Below are 16,907 nucleotides of genomic sequence, written 5' to 3'. Positions count from 1 at the left end.
ACCTCTACCCTTTTCCCTATTTTTTCTTTGTTGTTTGTTAGGGTACGATTATGAATATAAAACGGATCGAGAAAGTGGCTCTAGACTCCTTTAGTGCTAAAGATATGGATTGTTTTGAACAGTCAATTATATTAAAAGAAGTTATGAAGGTAGAAGAAGCTGTTAAACAAGTTATTAAAGGGAGCTTCAGTTAGCCTTTATAATCCTGTAACAGCTTTTATAATGAACGAAAAACTTGATACAATATTGGAGCATTTGAAGTTTACAAATGACCTGTTGAAGAATTTAAAAAAGAAAATAAAGTAATAAAAAAATGTAAACTGATAGAAATACAATTTTAATGCAAGCTGTGTCGGATGACAGATTTAATTTGTTTTTTGAAAGATAGAAAAACAAATTAAAAACAAACCAAAAAAGAAACTACTCTGATTAATGGATTACCAGGAGGTTATTATATTAATAAAGTAAAAGCTGTTTGGAATGGTATATTAGTTTTCCCTGGATTTGGTAACTATACCCCTAAATATCTAAAAGCGGTAATTTATGTGAAGAATGACGCTTATTACAAAAGGAGTAAAATAAATTATTATTCATACTCAGAAAGCAAACGTACTAAATTAATTAGTAAAACTACTAGATACCACTCAATTCAATTAAAAGACTATAGATAACCTAACTACAAAAAAGGCTTATAAAAAAATTGTATAAGCCTTTTTCTTTTTTAAGCTATTGGGTTGAACTAGTCTCATAAAATACGAAACTTCTTATTTTAGTAGCTGTATTTCACTCGGCTACTAGCGGTTCTGCTGATTTTTTTTGGATCACAGTACATAATGTCTCGTAAAACTATGTATCCCAATTCTTAATCCCACACTGAATAGCTGAAAAATCCCCTAAAGAGAGCTTCTAAATTTATTCGTAAAAAAGAAAGAGCAATTCTTTTGCTGTTAAAGGTGTCTTGAAGCTGCTCAGAAGCCTTTAATTTAATAACGTTTTTTCATAGCATATATATGATAATAGTAAAAACAGTTTATAGTGAATCATTTAAAAGTTGATAAAGCAATAAATAGAAAATAATAGAGTAGAAAAGGGGAGATTTATATAATTATTGATTGCCATTTTCATGTTGATGAATCCATGTTGACTTTAGAAAAAATGATAGAGGGGATGGATCAAAATAATATAGCAAAAACTGCTCTGATCCCCCCAATGAGTGAAACAATGTTTGAATCGGATAGTACCATTCAGTATCATATCCAACAATTATTCCGTTTTCTAATACTTAATACACCTCAAATTGGGCATAAAATTTACGATGGCCTTGTGAAAGATGGCTATTTAAAACTTTATGGTAACTCATATAAGATTTTTACTAAACCGAACAACGATATCGTGGCTACTGCAATTGCAAGATTTCCAGATCGTTTTCTAGGTTGGGTAGCAGTGAACCCTATGATTCCTAATTTTATGGAAGAAATAGAATTCTATCTTAAAAACCCTAGTTTTATTGGTGTAAAGGCTCATCCATTCATGCATGGTTATAGTATTAAAGCTCTTGAACCAGTTGCTGCTTTATGTGAATCAAGAGGTGTACCTATGATTATTCATCTTTCTTCAGAAATTGACAGTTATAAATATCTACCTGAAAATTTTCCTAAACTTAAATTAATTTATGCTCATGCTGGTCTTCCATTTTGGGAAAAACTATGGAAATACGTTAAGGATCAACCAAATGTATATGTTGATACATCTAGTGATTATCTCGATCCGTCAATTGTAAAACAAGCAGTAAAGGCTTTAGGTTACCGTAAAGTTCTTTTTGGCTGTGATGGTCCATATGGAATGAAGACATTTAATGAATATGACTATTCGGACAAGAAGAGATGGGTGGAATCCCTTCTAATTCCAGATAATGAAAAGGAATACATACTCGGAAAAAACTTTTTAGGATTAATTGAATAATTTAAATGACGGCAAAAATAATTCAAAAAAAGGTCTACCAAAATCGGTAGACCTTCTTCTTTCTATTTATTTGGACTCACTAATCGTTTTATTAATAACATCAATCACATAGTTTTTAGTGTTTTTATTAATCGAACCACCATCACCTTTAAAAATTGTGGTTTTGGTTGTATCTGTTGGTTCAATGTGAACTGGTACTTGTGTCTGACCTTCTTTTAGATTAAAAGATTGGGTGAAATTCATCTCATTATTTACAGTTACTTTTTCCCCATTGATTGTGAGGTTAGCTCCTTTAATAGCATTCCCTTTGACAGTTAGAGTTGAACCATTCACATCAATTTGGCTTACAACAAGTGGATTATCAATCCAGCGTAAGATCGTATCTTGGACTGTCATTTTGTTGCCACCTTGATTTGAAACAACTATTTTCATATCGGTTCCAGTCGCACCGTAACCATAGTAACTGATATCATCATCTGATGTGTCAGATGGTGTATGGTCTGCTAATCCTTCATGATCCCATGTGTTGTCTCTCGTATATTTATAGGTAATTTCAGTTCCTTCTTCAAGCTCAACTGTATATTCCCAATCCGGTGTAACTGCGCCATTTCGGCTCATTGACCATGCACCTGTATTCCAACCATTTAAGCTGTTTGGTATATTCATTTGTGCTGACAATGGAGTGTCACTTGGTGCATGTACTTTAAATGTGACTTGTACCATGACAATATCAGGTGTGACATTTACATTATTTGAATCCACATAGTTTCCTGCTTGATCAAAGACGCGGATTTGGTAGGTATATGTTGTACCGTTTGTGACCTGATAATCACGGAAGGTAGTAGTGTCCCCGTTTACTGAAGTAAGGATATGACCGTCACGGTAAATGACCGTTTTATATGGCTGATCTGGCTGGGTAAGTTTCCAGTTCAAGTTAACCTGGCCAGATTCTTGAATTGGTGTCTCCAAAGTGACCTTACTAGCAGGGGGAGTAGTATCTAAAGTGCTACGTGTGTAATTCACTTCTCCTGTTTCAGAGTATACCCAAGTATTTCCTAAATCAGGTGTAAAGGCCATTCGGTATTCATATATGCCAGCCTCTAATGGAGTGAAGCTGCCTTGGAACTCATTAGCTTGATTTTCCTGAGATTGACCATTATATAGAGCTTTGTATGATTCCCAAGCAGTTTGGCCTTTCATTCTTACTTGAAGCTCAGCGGTAATTCCTTCAGCTGGACCTGTTTCTGTTGCACCTGGCAAGTAAAAAGTTGCTTTAACAGTTGAATCAAGTGCTAAATTCAGCTCCTGATTAGCTAAGGCTGTCATGTTGGACACGCTAGCTTTGCTAACATCGTAATGAGGCACGAGACCAACTGAGACAGCAGGTTCAGATTCATTCCCATTTGAATCTACAGCAGTTACAGAAAAATAGTAGTTACGACCATTATTTAAATCTGAAATGGTTACATTAGTGTCTTTAGTTTCTTTTACTTTTGTCCATAATCCGCCAGCAACAGTTGTTTGATAAACGTTAAATTTTGTGCCAGTTCCTGTCCAATTTAAAGTAATTTGTTTAGAGCCTACAGTACCGAGTACATTTTTAACTGATTGTGGATTTTTCACGTCATTACTAGAAAGTAACATTCTTCCTGATTCAGCAGGTATGGTCAATGTCAGCTTGCCATCCTTCACTGTAGCAGCGTATTTTTTATCTAGTTGGTCTTCTAGACGAATTCCGTTTGCAATCATTTTTTTAGTGTCAACTTCAACAGTTTGTGCAGTTTTTCCTCTGTTGATGATGATAAGAGCTGATTTTGTTCCTTTAGTACGAACGTAAGCTAATACATCGTCTTTAGCATAAATATGGTGAAGATCTCCATGACTAAATAAATCGGTATTTTTACTACGAATTTGACCAATCGTTTGATAATGTTTAATCAAATCTTGGTTTTCATTTCCCCATGGATACGTACGGCGATCATCTGGATCTTTTGAACCTGTTTGCCCTGCTTCATCTCCATAATAAATGGTCGGTGCACCAGGATAACCCATTTGAAGGATAGAGGCTAGCTTTAATCGTTTTACACCTTCATTGTAGTTATAGTTCGGATCCTGTTCAGCTCTGTTATAAGTATCTGTCCCGTTGCCTAACAGGAATATAGCTCGTGCGGTATCATGTGATCCCATTAAATTCATTAGAGCATAGAAAGCTTCCTTTGGATAATCCTCTTGTACTGCAAGGAGTGAGTTTTGTGCATTTTCTGCATTACCATTCTTTAAATAATCTAGTATGGCACCTCGGAAACGATAATTCATTACAGAGTCATATTGATCTCCGAGGAAGTATTTGGAAGCATCATCCCAAATTTCTCCCAAAATAAGTGGTTCTTCATCTTTTTGAAGAGTTTGTCCTGCACCGGTCATCGTCTTGGATTTAATTTCTTTTCGAAATTCCTGCCAAAATGAGCTGTCTACTTCATTCGCTACATCTAAACGCCAACCGGAAGAACCTCGATCAATCCATGATTTGCTCACAGAGTCTTTATCATACATTATATAGTTAGCAAATGCAGTGTTGTTAAGTTCACTAGGGTGATCAACCTTTGAACCTTCTTTTGATTCAAATACTGGGAGACTGTCATAGCCCCACCAACCTTCATACTTGTAATGTTCTCCATTTGAAACACCGTTGACTTTTTCATTCGGTACTTTAACATTTTCAATATGGAACCAGTTTTCAAAACCGTACGGACTAAAAGATTGGCCTTCGGAGATAAATTGCTTTTTCGCTTTCTCTTTGGCAGTAGCCTCGGACAATTTTTCATTATTCATCAAATCATAAATACGAGACCAATATTCATATGCACCGACGGTATTGTATTTGTTATAGCGGTCAAAGTAGATGGAATCGTCTGATACGTGATTAAAAACACCGTCCAAAATTAAATGCATATTACGTTTTGCTAATTCTTTAGTGAAATCCTTAAATTCTTTTTCTGAGCCGAACATCGGGTCAACCAATTTGTAATCTGTTGCATCATATTTATGGTTAGATGGTGCAAGAGCAATCGGATTTAAATAGAGTGTGTTAACTCCTAGTGATTGAAGGTAATCAAGTTTAGATTTGATTCCAGCGATGTCTCCGCCATAAAAATCATTACTAAACTCTCCGTCTCCAGTATATGATCCAGTTCCTTGTTCATAAGGATTATCAGGTAAGCTTGACCAAGAAGCGGGATGTTCGATTGGCTGATTACCACGAGCACCAATTTTATCTTTTACATTGTCATTTGTCTTGTTTCCGTTAAAAAAGCGATCGGGGAAGATTTGATAAACTACAGCTTCTTTCATCCAATCTGGCGTTTGGTAACTAGGGTCATATACTGTCAGTTGGAAAAGGCTTGCATTTTTATCTACTGCTTTTCCAGTATGACCTTCTTGTGTGTCTTCTCCATATTCAGCTGTTGTATCTTGATCCCTGACAATGAACTTATACCCATGAACCCCTTTGTCTGTTGGCGTAAACGTAGCTTCCCAATACTCAAGGTCACCTTTGCCATTTGTATTTGACCAGCCTACATTCTTCATAGCCAAGACCTTTGTTGTGCCAGAATTATAATTTTTTACATAAAGGCTCGCACCTGTCAAATCTCCTTTCTTAGCCGATATCCGTAAGGTGACAGGTGTCTTTTCTGGAACAGCCCCGAATGGCTTTTTGTATACTTCGTCCCATGAATCATGAGAGAGGGTATTCTGGTCAATCAGGCCATCAGAGCCTGCTGGTTTATAATCTGTATAAACTTCTTTTGTTTCACTATTATAGAAAAATGTAATAGTAGATTCAGAGAGTACAGTTAACTTCAGATTGGAAGTAGGGTAGGACTCGGTCCAATCTTTTCCTAGTACAATCTTGTATTCATATGTACCACTTGGCACTTTTGTGGTAAAGAAATAGATATTTTTGAAATTATCATCTTTTAAAAAGGCTGTTGATTCTGCTGGGCTCCAAGCTGATCCTGCATTAATTGCAGGTTGGATCGTTCCAACAAGACGAGGTTGTTTTTCCTCTGCTATAGGGGTGTAATGAGTGCTATCAGTAATTGAATGAGTGTTGTCATTATAGTAGAAAGTGACAGCCTTTTGTTCGGATAGTATTAGTTTAATGTTGTTGCCTCCAGGATTTCCGCCTTCACCGTAATTTTCTGACCAGTTTCCACCAATGGCGATTTTGTACTCATATTCACCAGCCGGTAAAGTACCAGTAAATGTATAGAGACCATTACCTTTATACACCATTTCTGTTTGTTGCGAGGATGGGTCCCAATCCCCAGAATTTCCAAATAATTTTTGCATGCTTCCTACAAGTACAACTTGTCTAGTTGTTGTTTCTGCTGCTTTTGCTGCATTTGTAAAAAGTCCCGGAAACATCTGGAAAATTAATCCGAATATAGTGACGAGCGATAAAAATGTTCTCTGTTTTCTCCTCATGAAAAAACCCCTTTCTCTTTTTTAATTAGGAAAACGTTTATACAAAGATGCAATAAAAATATGTATGTAGGTAATGCTTATTTATTGCAAGCGTTTGCACAAATTGTTTTCAAAATAATTATAACTGTTTATTAACACAAATCAATCAAAAATAGCAAAATAATACAAATTTTCTGAATTAAACACACTTAATGTCAATTCAAGATAAGGTTCATATGTGCTTAAGGGAACTAAAGTATAAAGGGAGATAATCGTAAATGAAGCGATAGTAGATTTATGGAATAGTGATTTTGTAAACCAACTAATCAAAATAGATGATATTAGAGAAGTAGTAGAGTGGGGGAGCATTTTTCCTATTTCGTGTTTTCGGTTTGGAGTGGAGTAGAGAAATTGTTTGCACACGATATGACTGTAAAAGCTTAGAGGAGAGCATTCATACCTCAAACACAAAAGGAACGGTCCCAATTAAAATACTGGGACCGCGTCTTTTTGTGTCTATTAAACTAGATAGTTACTTATTACTTGGAAACGCAAACGATAAACTACTATTTTCACTAGGAGTCAACCAACGCTCCGAAATCATCTTCGTCTTTGTATAGAAGCGCGCTTGGTCAGGACCAAACATTTGTCCGTCGCCAAATTTTGAGCCTTTAAAACCGGCGAAGTTATGGTATCCCACAGGAATTGGAATTGGTACATTTACGCCGACCATCCCAACATCAATTTCAGTCGTAAATTTCCTAGCGGCTAAACCATTGTTTGTAAAAATCGTTACGCCATTTCCTAATTCATGCTGGTTGATTAATTTAATTGCTTCTTCTAATGAATCCACACGTACAATATTACGTACAGGGCCGAAAACTTCTTCATCATAAATTTCCATTCCTGGTTTTACATAGTCTAGTAAAGTTGGGGCAAGGAAGAAGCCTTTGCTATTTTTAGTAATGTCTTTATTACGGCCATCACATACTATTTTCGCGCCTTCTTGTTCACTGCGATCAATCGCTTTTAGGATAGTCTCTTTCGCTTGTTGCGAGATAACTGGTCCATAATCGGCACCCTGAGTGTAGGCTCCGACTTTTAATCTATTAATCTTTTCTTCTAAAATTTCTACTAAACGATCAGCTGTTTCTTGTCCTACAGGCATTAATGTTGAAATTGCCATACAGCGTTGGGAGGCAGCTCCATATCCAGCACTAATGAAGGCATTGGCTACTTGTTCTAAGTCGGCATCTGGCATGACGACCATATTATTTTTACCACCGCCTAAAGCAACAACTCGTTTGCCATACTTAGCGCTTGTTTCATAAATATAACGTGCGACAGGTGTAGAACCAACGAATGAAATTGCCTGTACTGCGGGGTTTTCAAGTAATTCGTTTACTGCTTCTTTATCTCCATTGATTACTGTCCAAATTCCATCTGGGAGACCAGCTTTAGTCCATAACTCACTAATATATAAAGCTGTCATAGGTACACGCTCAGAAGCTTTTAAAATGACAGCATTTCCAACTGCTACTGCCATGCATGTTTGCGCCAGCGGCACCATAATTGGAAAGTTGAATGGAGAGATTGCTGCTACTACACCAAGTGGGTATTTAGCAGAATAAGCATTAATTTGTCCGCCAACATTTACTGAATATTCTCCTTTCATCAAGTGGGGAGCATTAATTGCTAAATCTACGGATTCAATACCTCGAGTAATTTCGCCTAATGCGTCTTCTTCTGTTTTTCCGCTTTCCGTACAAATTAATTCGATTACTTTATCTTTATTTTCTATTAGCAAGTTTCGAAATGCCATTACAATTTCTGCTCGTTTAGCAACTGAAAGGTCACGCCAAGCAGGGAAGGCAGCTTCTGCTTTTTTAATTGCATATTTCACTTCTTCTACGGAAGCTAATGGAACATTGGCAATAACTTCTCCAGTCGCAGGATTGAATACTTCTTGGAAACGACCGCTTTTGCCAGCAATCATTTTTCCATCTATATAATGTGTAAGTTCTTTTACTTCAGTAATGTTTGTCATCTTCTAGTTCTCCCTTCAATGTTCAGCTATCATTTCAATAAAGCACGGTTAGAGTTCACTTCGATTACTATTGATTTTATAAAGTTTCAGTAATTGCTTGCGCTAAGACAGATAGAATGAAATCTTTTTCATCCATTGTAATGTTTAAGGGTGGTGATAGCGTTAATACATTGTTATATCCTGCTACTGTTACACCGTTTTTACCAATAATTAGTCCTCGTTCTTTGCATTTAGCAATTACTTGATTGACCTTCTCTATATTTAAAGGATTTTTTGTATAGTGATCTTCTACTAACTCGATTCCGATTAGTAAGCCTTTTCCACGAATATCGCCAACGTGTGGGTGGTGTGCAATGTTCTCTTTTAATTCATCAATTAGAATCGCACCCATTTTCGAAGACTGTTCAAATAAATTTTCACGTTCCATAATTTCTAGGTTTTTTAGGGCAACTGCGCATGCTGCTGGTGAACCCCCGAATGTATTTACATGGCGGAAATAGTCATAGTTTCCATTTTTAGTAAACTCTTCATAAATTTCTCTCTTTACTGCAGTTGCTGATAGGGGCATGTATGCACTCGTAAGTCCTTTTGCCATTGTAATGATGTCAGGTTGCACTCCGTAATGTTGATGACCGAAGGCTTTTCCTGTGCGTCCAAAGCCACAAATTACTTCATCAACAATTAATAGTGCGCCATGTTTATCGCAAACTTCTCTGACGCCTTTTAAGTAATCTTCAGGAGGCATAATGACACCACCACCTGTAATAATTGGCTCTAAAATCATAGCCGCAATTGTTTCAGAGTGTTCCCATGTCATGATTTCGTCTACCGCTTTAACGGAAGGTAATTCGCTAGCTTTCTTAAAGCCATCCTCATTGTAGCGATACTGATCCGGTGCTTTCACATGAATAAACCCAGGTGCTAAAGGTTCGTATTTATATTTTCGCTCGGCTTGCCCTGTTGCAGCGAGTGCTCCCATAGTGTTCCCGTGATATGCGCGGTAGCGCGAAACAAACTTATATCGATTTCCTTGTCCTTTTTGCTGAAAATATTGACGGGCAATTTTAAATGCTGTTTCATTTGCCTCTGAGCCGCTATTAGAGAAGAAGACTACATAATCTCCGCCTAGTAATTCATTGATTTTTTCGGCAAGTAAAATTGCAGAAGGATGACTAAGCGATAATGGTGTATAGTTGTTCTCTAGAAGCTGGTCATATGCTGCTTTTGCAATTTCTTCTCTTCCATAGCCAACATTTACACACCATAATCCAGACATTGCATCTAAATAGCGATTACCATCAATATCTGTTAGCCAAGCTCCTTTTGCTTTTTGAATAATGGTTGTAGCTTGCGGGTTATAAGGCTTCATTGCATGCCATAGATATTTCTCATCTTTTGTAACCAAATTTTCAGCAATACGAACGTTTTCCATTTGAGTCACTCCTTTAGTAATTTGTTTATCTGTCTTTATTGTGAAGTTTTTTAATGCGATTAGCATCAGACAGAATGTAAAATGTTAACTAAAACCTGTTTCACATATTGACACTTTGTTAAGTAAAAAAATCCCCTTCTTTTCATTCAAGCAAACTTAAATTGACTTGAGAGAAAGAAAGGGGATTTGAAATCTTTTTACAAAGAAAGTTTTTCTAAGTCTGTAATTTGGAAATTATCTTGAGTAGCCAACAACATTAATTCAACAGCGAGTCGTTTTGGTGGAAGCATATAATCAGTTCCTATTAAGCTTTCAATTTTGGACAAGCGATGATATAACGTTTGACGGACAATATACAGCTTTTTAGCAGTCTCATTTTTTAAACAATTACATTGCAAATAAACTTGTAAGGTTTCTATTAAATTTCCATTATTTTTTGCATCATATTCATAGAGGGGATATAAATAGTTCTTTGCTAAATCCATAATTGCTTTATTTTTTTGCATTTGAAGAATTAATTGATGTAAGTAGAGATCTTCATAAAAATAAGAAAGTTGAAGAGCGTTTTGGCGGATTAATAATGTATCCTGTGCAGTTTCGAAACTTTGGTGCACTAATTTATAATCATTTACAATCTGCCCAACAGCAGAAGTGACAGTTAAGTCTATATAATTATTATTCTTTCTGAAGTTCTTGATTTTTTCAATGCAGTCTAAAATACGCTTTTTTGTATCGTATCCGTAAATATCTGCAATGATATAAATCAGTCTTTGTTTTTCCTCCAATAAAAATATAACGAAGCCCTTATTTTCAAAAACATTACGGGAGTATAATTTATAATAATTTAAATCGTATTCTTTTTTTGAATTCTTTATGTGATCGATTAAGACGAAATAAGAACAATCTACTAAATTATGAAAGCTTTGTTCTTGTAAGAAGGAGGTAATGACGGAATCTTCAAATGATCCATTTAACCAAGATTCTAATAATACGCGGGAGTATATATTTTGTTTCTCCTCTATGTATAGACTGCGTAACAAATATTGAGATAAAGCGGTTACAGTTCTGTCTAATACTAATAACTCGAATTCATTTATTGTACGGTTTTCGGTGAAAATACATACCTCACCATAGCTTTCCTCTAGTATATTTACTTCACATTTTGCAAAATGTTTTCTTTCGTTTTTCTTTTCGTATTTGTCTCTTAAGTTCATATACATATGCTGTTTTTCATTTGGTATAAAGGAAGGTTGCTGACCGTTAATGATAAATGCAACGTTAATGTTTAAATATTTATAAAGCCTCATTAAAATATGTTCGTAGTGAGTTATTTTCAAAGTTAATTTGTTAATTTCTTGCGAATAGTTTTCTAACCGTTTAATCATTTCGTATTGTTGATTAATTAACATACTATGTATTTCTTGTGTGATCTCTATAAATGGGATGATTTCTTTAAACACGATAATTGGGAGATTATACAAGTTGGCCAACTCGATGACATTATTCGGTACAGTTTGTATATGTTCACCGAATTCAATACATAATCCGGCTGCTTCTTTACTAATTAGTTGCTCTACAAATTCGAAAAGCGTCTTTTCGTGAGTTAGTTGTATACCAGTCGTTAATACTAATTCATTGCCTTTAATGAAGGTACCAATCTCTTTCGACTCCAGTATATGAACCCACTTAATAGCATTCAAAACCCCGTTATGACCAGCTAGAATTTTAGCCTTTTTGAAATGTTTTTTATCAAATAAATCTTGAACTCTAAGTGAATAAGACAATATATAGCCTCCTCTTTAGAAAAAGGTTTATCAATGCTTTATACAGAAAATATAACATAATGTAAAACGACAAAGGGAACTTTTTTACATTATGTTTATATCGAGCAATTAAAAAGCTATGGTATATTTTTTTGTATATTCACAAAATTTGGATAAAGAGGGTGTGGGAATGAAAAAGACGGCTTTATTAAATGGTGAAGTGATTACAGTAAACAGTAAAAACGAAGTCTTTGAGGCATGTCTGATCGAGGAGAATAAAATTGCAGCCGTAGGAACAACAGAAGAAATAAAAAAATATATAACTACCTCAACGGAAGTCATTGATTTGCATGGAAGATCTGTATTACCAGGTTTTATTGATGCTCATATGCATCTTTTTTTATACGGTAATACATTAATGCACCTCGACTGTAAAAATCCCACAATTAATTCGATTGAAGAGCTAAAAGATAAATTAGCTGACATTGTTCAAAATACTAAAAATGGACAAATAATACGTGTATTTGGATTTAATGAGTTAATGGTAAAGGAACAACGATATCCTACAATTGGAGAACTTGATGAACTTACACAGGAACACCCAATTGTCATTACCCGCACTTGTGGGCATATTGGAATTGTTAATTCAACTGCCTTAAAGGTCGCCAACATTGATTCAACCACTCCTAATCCAAAAGGCGGAACAATTGAAAAAGATAATAACGGCAAGTTTACTGGTCGCCTCATTGAAAATGCCTTTTTAGAATTTAATCAAAATGTGACTTATAGTAATGAAGAATTATATAATGCGCTAATGAAAGCGCAGGAACAATTATTTGCTTATGGTATTACAAGTGTTCATGATGCTGGTGGATTCGATGAAAATAGCTTTAGAATTATGCAAATTGCTTCAAATAATAAGCAATTAAAAGCTCGAGTTTATGCATTAATCGGCAGTTTGAACGATTGCGAGAATTTTACTAAAAATATGTTAGCGGCTGGGGTAATGACTAATACAGGAAATGACTTTTTCAAAATTGGACCAGCTAAACTTTTCACTGATGGCAGTAGTACAGGCCCGACAATTGCTACTCGTGAACCATTCACAAGCGATGGAAATAATTACGGTTATTTACAGTATACAGAAGAAGAACTTTATTCTATCTTTTCCCCAGCACATCGAAATGGCTATCAAATAACAGTACATGCTCAAGGTGACCGGGCGATTGAGCAATATTTGAGTGTCATAGAAAAAGTCTTAAATGAATTTCCACGTGATGATCATCGTCATCGTGTTGAACATTTAGGAGTCTGTCCACCAGATTTGCAAGAAAAAGCCAAGGCACTAAATGTCATTCCTATACTCAACCCTTCATTCCCTTATGAATTCGGAGAAAGTTATATTCGTAACTATGGTGAAAGAATCAATTATATGTACGCGGCAAGTGATTTATTGAACCAAGGCATCATTACAGCGGCTGGTTCAGACGCTCCAATCACGACAGTTAATCCATTAGTTGGCATATACACAGCTGTTACTCGTTTAACGCGACAAAACACAGCTTTTGGACAACAACAAAAAGTATCCCTAATGGATGCGATTCGAATGTATACGTATAACGGAGCATTTGCAAGCTTTGATGAAGATTCGAAAGGAAGCATAGAACCAGGAAAATTGGCTGATTTAGTAATTTTAAATACTTCCATTTTAGATTGTCACGTGGAAGATTTACTCGAAGTAAAAGTAGATTCAACAATCTTAAATGGTGAAATAGTGTATGCAAATCAATTTGAGGAATGGAGTGTGGGTAGTAAGTGAGAAATTATTTTAAATTATTACTGATTATTCCCTTCATAGGAATGTGTGTCCTTCTGCCTTTAGCTAATCGTATAGAGCCTTTTATTTTAGGAGTGCCATTCTTATTATTTTGGATTGTATTATGGATGATTTTATCGTCTATCGTTCTGTTGATCGTTTATATATTAGATCCTACCAATAAAGGAAGTGAATTTGAATGAATGTTGCCTTACTGATTATCTTTTTTATTGGGGCCGTTGCATTATATTTAGGGATTCGTGCAAGTCGCGGGAAAGAAATGAATGTAAATGAGTTTGCGGTAGGGAATAAAGGATTCGGTACAATATTCGTATTCTTATTAATTGCTGGTGAAGTTTATACGACTTTTACTTTTTTAGGTGGCAGCGGATGGGCCTATTCAAATGGTGCGGCAGCTTATTATGTGCCGGCATATATTTGCTTGGCATATGTACTTTCCTATTGGATTATCCCAAAAATTTGGCGTTTCGCAAAGAAGAATGATGTTATTTCACAGCCCCAATACTTTATGAAAACCTATAATAGTAAGGCTTTAGGTATGGTTGTCGCTTTCATCGGTTTAATCGCACTTGTACCGTACATCGTAATCCAGTTAAAAGGATTAGGGATTATCGTATCCGAAGCTTCTTATGGTGTGATTTCGCCATTAATTGCTTCTACAATCGGTGCAGTTATTGTTACTATTTATGTTATTAACTCAGGTATCCATGGATCTGCTTGGAATGCGGTATTAAAAGATATTTTAATCTTATTTGTCATTGTATTCTTAGGGATCTATATTCCTTATCATTATTTTGGTGGTATTCGACCATTATTTGAAGCTGTCCAAACAGCTAAGCCAGAAGCTTTAACATTCGCATCTGAAGGGTATAGTATGACTTGGTTTATTTCGACGATTGTTCTAAATGCGTTTGGTTTTTACCTTTTACCACAATCTTTTAGTGTCGTATTAGCAGCTAAAAGTGAACGTGCATTAAAGAAAAATGCGATCACATTGCCTTTGTACACAATCTTAATTTTATTTGCCTTCTTTATTGGATTTGCCGCAATCATTCAAGTGCCAGGATTACAAGGCCCTGAAGGTGATCTTTCTCTTTTACGTCTTACAATGAAAACATTTGATCCTTGGTTTGTAGGAATTGTTGGTGGAGCAGGACTTTTAACTGCATTAGTTCCTGTATCTGTAATGGTTATGTCAGGAGCAGTAGGGTTAATGACGGGATTTTACAAATTAATTAAGCCGAACTCAAGTGATCGTCAGCAACTGAATGTATCTAAATTATTTGTTTTATTTATTATTTTAGTAGCGTATGTATTTACTATTACGGGCGGAGAAGCGCTGGCTGTTTTAAACATTATGTCATATGGTTTAATTACTCAATTAGTGCCCGCTCTGATCTTTGGTTTCTTTAACACAAAACTAATGAATAAGTATGGTGCGATTGCAGGTATTATTACAGGGGTTTCTATCGTATTATTTAATACAATAACTTCATTTAAATTAGTCAATATTTTCCCTAATATTCCAAGTTCAATTAATGATATTAACATTGGATTTGTAGCAATTGGCATTAATATTATCATCAGTGTTGGCGTAAGTTTAGTAACTAACACATTGGTTGAAAGAGAAAAAGCTGAGCAAGGAGCAGAAGAAATTGCCCAATAATTAAAGGAGGCCTTCATATGATCAAGGCGAATGCTAATCGGCTTCAAAAATTAATTGAGTTGTTTAGTGAGTATGGTAAAACGGAAAACAATGGAGTAACTAGACTAGCATTATCTCCTGAAGATCTTGCTGCAAGGAGGAAATTTCAGGCGTTATGTGAAGAAGTGGGAATGACAGTAAAGCATGATGATATGGGAAATATGTATGCCACTTTACCGGGGAAACAAAACTTGCCTCCAATTGTAATTGGTTCACACTTAGACTCAGTTATTAAGGGAGGACGTTTCGACGGCGTACTAGGTGTACTCACAGCTTTAGAGACTGTTTATACAATAATAGATGAAAAGATCGAATTAGATTATCCAATTACAGTTGTCAATTTTACAAATGAAGAAGGAGCAAGATTTGAGCCATCTCTTATGTCTTCTGGCGTGCTATCAGGTAAATTTGATAAAAAGAAAATGATTGCTTCTACTGATAAAAATGGAATTACATTCGAAAAATCACTAAATGAAAGCGGTTTCGAAGGTTCTGATGCAAATCGCTTAAAAGAAGCTAGCGCGTATATCGAACTACATATTGAACAAGGTCCTGTACTGGAACGGAAAAACTTAGAAATCGGAGTAGTAGAAGGTGTACTAGGAATGGTATGCTATGAAATCTCTGTATTTGGAGAATCCAACCATGCAGGTACGACACCAATTAGCATGCGCAAAGATCCAATGTTCACTGCTGCCAATGTTGTGGTCGATTTACAAAAGCAATTACAAAGACTAGATTCAGAACTCGTTTACACAATCGGTCGTATAAATGCATATCCAAATATTCACACGGTCATTCCTTCAGAAGTAATCTTTACTTTAGAGGCGAGACATAAGGATCCGAGTGTTATTGCAGAAGTTACACGAATGGTGGAAGAACTGCCAAAAAATATAAGTGGCTGTCCAATCAAATCCACACGCCTATGGGATCGAGACACAGTTAACTTTGATGAAGAAGTCGTAAATGCTGTGGAATCTGCTTGCAAAGAGTTAGGATATAAAGAAAATCGTATGTATAGCGGTGCCGGCCATGATGCTCAATTTATTGCATCATATATTCCAACTGCTATGATTTTTGTACCAAGTGTAAATGGATATAGTCATCGTGAAGATGAGTTAACTTCATATGAAGATTGTACTAAAGGTGCGAATGTTTTACTTAATGCTGTATTAAAACTATGCGTTGAAAAAGTGAATAAATAAGGCTTTATTTCGAAACTACTAGTAATACTTTGTATGTTTTTCACTAGTCGTAAACGAAATAGATTGCTTCTTTAGACTCTCTAAAATAATTAGAGAGTCTTACAGAGTGGTGGAATATAAAAATTTTCAATAGAGAAAATGGACTTTTAGGGAACATTTAATTATGATAAATAGCATTTTTTGTATGGCCTTTTAATGGTTCTAAAAGTTAATATGTTAGAGCAATTTCATTATTTTAATAACAATAGAAGTGATTTTTTTAGAAGTTAAAATTATTTTTTTTGAGCTTTTTTTAACAAATTCGATTGTTTAGTTTAATATTAGTTTCGATCTTAATTGACCTACATCTGATGAATATAAAACAGTTAGATTACTCTAAGTAAAGGCTATTTGATTAGGGTTTATCGTAGTCATTTTTTGATGAATAAGTTGATTGGAAAGAAGGGATGCTCGACTCCTATGGGATATGCGGGAAGGCTGAGACCCCGC

10 protein-coding genes are annotated in these 16,907 nt (G+C 35.4%); 6 read left to right on the top strand and 4 right to left on the bottom strand.

The genetic code is table 11. The features are described 5' to 3' along the window. The first annotated feature begins 50 nt into the window (after positions 1 to 50). Positions 51 to 194 (top strand): hypothetical protein, encoded by a 144-nt coding sequence (locus COE53_RS23990; RefSeq protein ID WP_175495611.1) that lies wholly within the window; start codon positions 51 to 53, stop codon positions 192 to 194. Positions 195 to 1,167: 973 nt separating this feature from the next. Further along, positions 1,168 to 1,962, top strand: a complete 795-nt coding sequence (locus COE53_RS13330; RefSeq protein WP_180242430.1) for an amidohydrolase family protein — start codon at positions 1,168 to 1,170, stop codon at positions 1,960 to 1,962. 66 nt (positions 1,963 to 2,028) lie between these two features. On the opposite strand, the gene COE53_RS13325 is transcribed toward COE53_RS13330, so the two are convergent. From COE53_RS13325 to COE53_RS13310, 4 genes are all read right to left on the bottom strand, one after another. After that, entirely contained in the window at positions 2,029 to 6,450 is a 4,422-nt protein-coding gene (locus COE53_RS13325) for a pullulanase X25 domain-containing protein (protein WP_098948240.1), read from the bottom strand. Positions 6,451 to 6,961: 511 nt separating this feature from the next. Next, positions 6,962 to 8,476: a CoA-acylating methylmalonate-semialdehyde dehydrogenase gene (locus COE53_RS13320; RefSeq protein WP_091023057.1), complete on the bottom strand. Its 1,515-nt coding sequence runs from the start codon at positions 8,474 to 8,476 to the stop codon at positions 6,962 to 6,964. Between the two features lie 76 nt (positions 8,477 to 8,552). Then, positions 8,553 to 9,908 (bottom strand): aspartate aminotransferase family protein, encoded by a 1,356-nt coding sequence (locus COE53_RS13315; protein ID WP_098948239.1) that lies wholly within the window; start codon positions 9,906 to 9,908, stop codon positions 8,553 to 8,555. A 197-nt stretch (positions 9,909 to 10,105) separates the two neighbouring features. Continuing rightward, positions 10,106 to 11,692: a PucR family transcriptional regulator gene (locus COE53_RS13310; protein WP_098948238.1), complete on the bottom strand. Its 1,587-nt coding sequence runs from the start codon at positions 11,690 to 11,692 to the stop codon at positions 10,106 to 10,108. 169 nt (positions 11,693 to 11,861) lie between these two features. Here COE53_RS13310 and COE53_RS13305 point away from each other — a divergent pair, with 169 nt between their 5' ends. The 4 genes from COE53_RS13305 to COE53_RS13290 are packed head-to-tail and all read left to right on the top strand — an operon-like array spanning position 11,862 to position 16,418. Further along, complete coding sequence (locus tag COE53_RS13305) at positions 11,862 to 13,490, top strand: amidohydrolase (protein WP_098948237.1); 1,629 nt, start codon at positions 11,862 to 11,864, stop codon at positions 13,488 to 13,490. Continuing rightward, positions 13,487 to 13,690 (top strand): DUF3311 domain-containing protein, encoded by a 204-nt coding sequence (locus COE53_RS13300; protein WP_286143759.1) that lies wholly within the window; start codon positions 13,487 to 13,489, stop codon positions 13,688 to 13,690. The genes COE53_RS13305 and COE53_RS13300 overlap by 4 nt, the downstream gene beginning before the upstream one ends. Beyond that, complete coding sequence (locus COE53_RS13295) at positions 13,687 to 15,174, top strand: sodium:solute symporter family protein (protein ID WP_098948236.1); 1,488 nt, start codon at positions 13,687 to 13,689, stop codon at positions 15,172 to 15,174. The genes COE53_RS13300 and COE53_RS13295 overlap by 4 nt, the downstream gene beginning before the upstream one ends. 17 nt (positions 15,175 to 15,191) lie before the next feature. Beyond that, positions 15,192 to 16,418, top strand: a complete 1,227-nt coding sequence (locus COE53_RS13290; RefSeq protein WP_098948235.1) for a Zn-dependent hydrolase — start codon at positions 15,192 to 15,194, stop codon at positions 16,416 to 16,418. Positions 16,419 to 16,907: the final 489 nt, after the last annotated feature.

This window comes from Bacillus sp. AFS029533 (genome assembly GCF_002585125.1).
Taxonomy (GTDB): Bacteria; Bacillota; Bacilli; order Bacillales; family Bacillaceae_G; genus Gottfriedia; species Gottfriedia luciferensis_B.
This window is presented reverse-complemented; position numbering and strand designations above follow the sequence as displayed.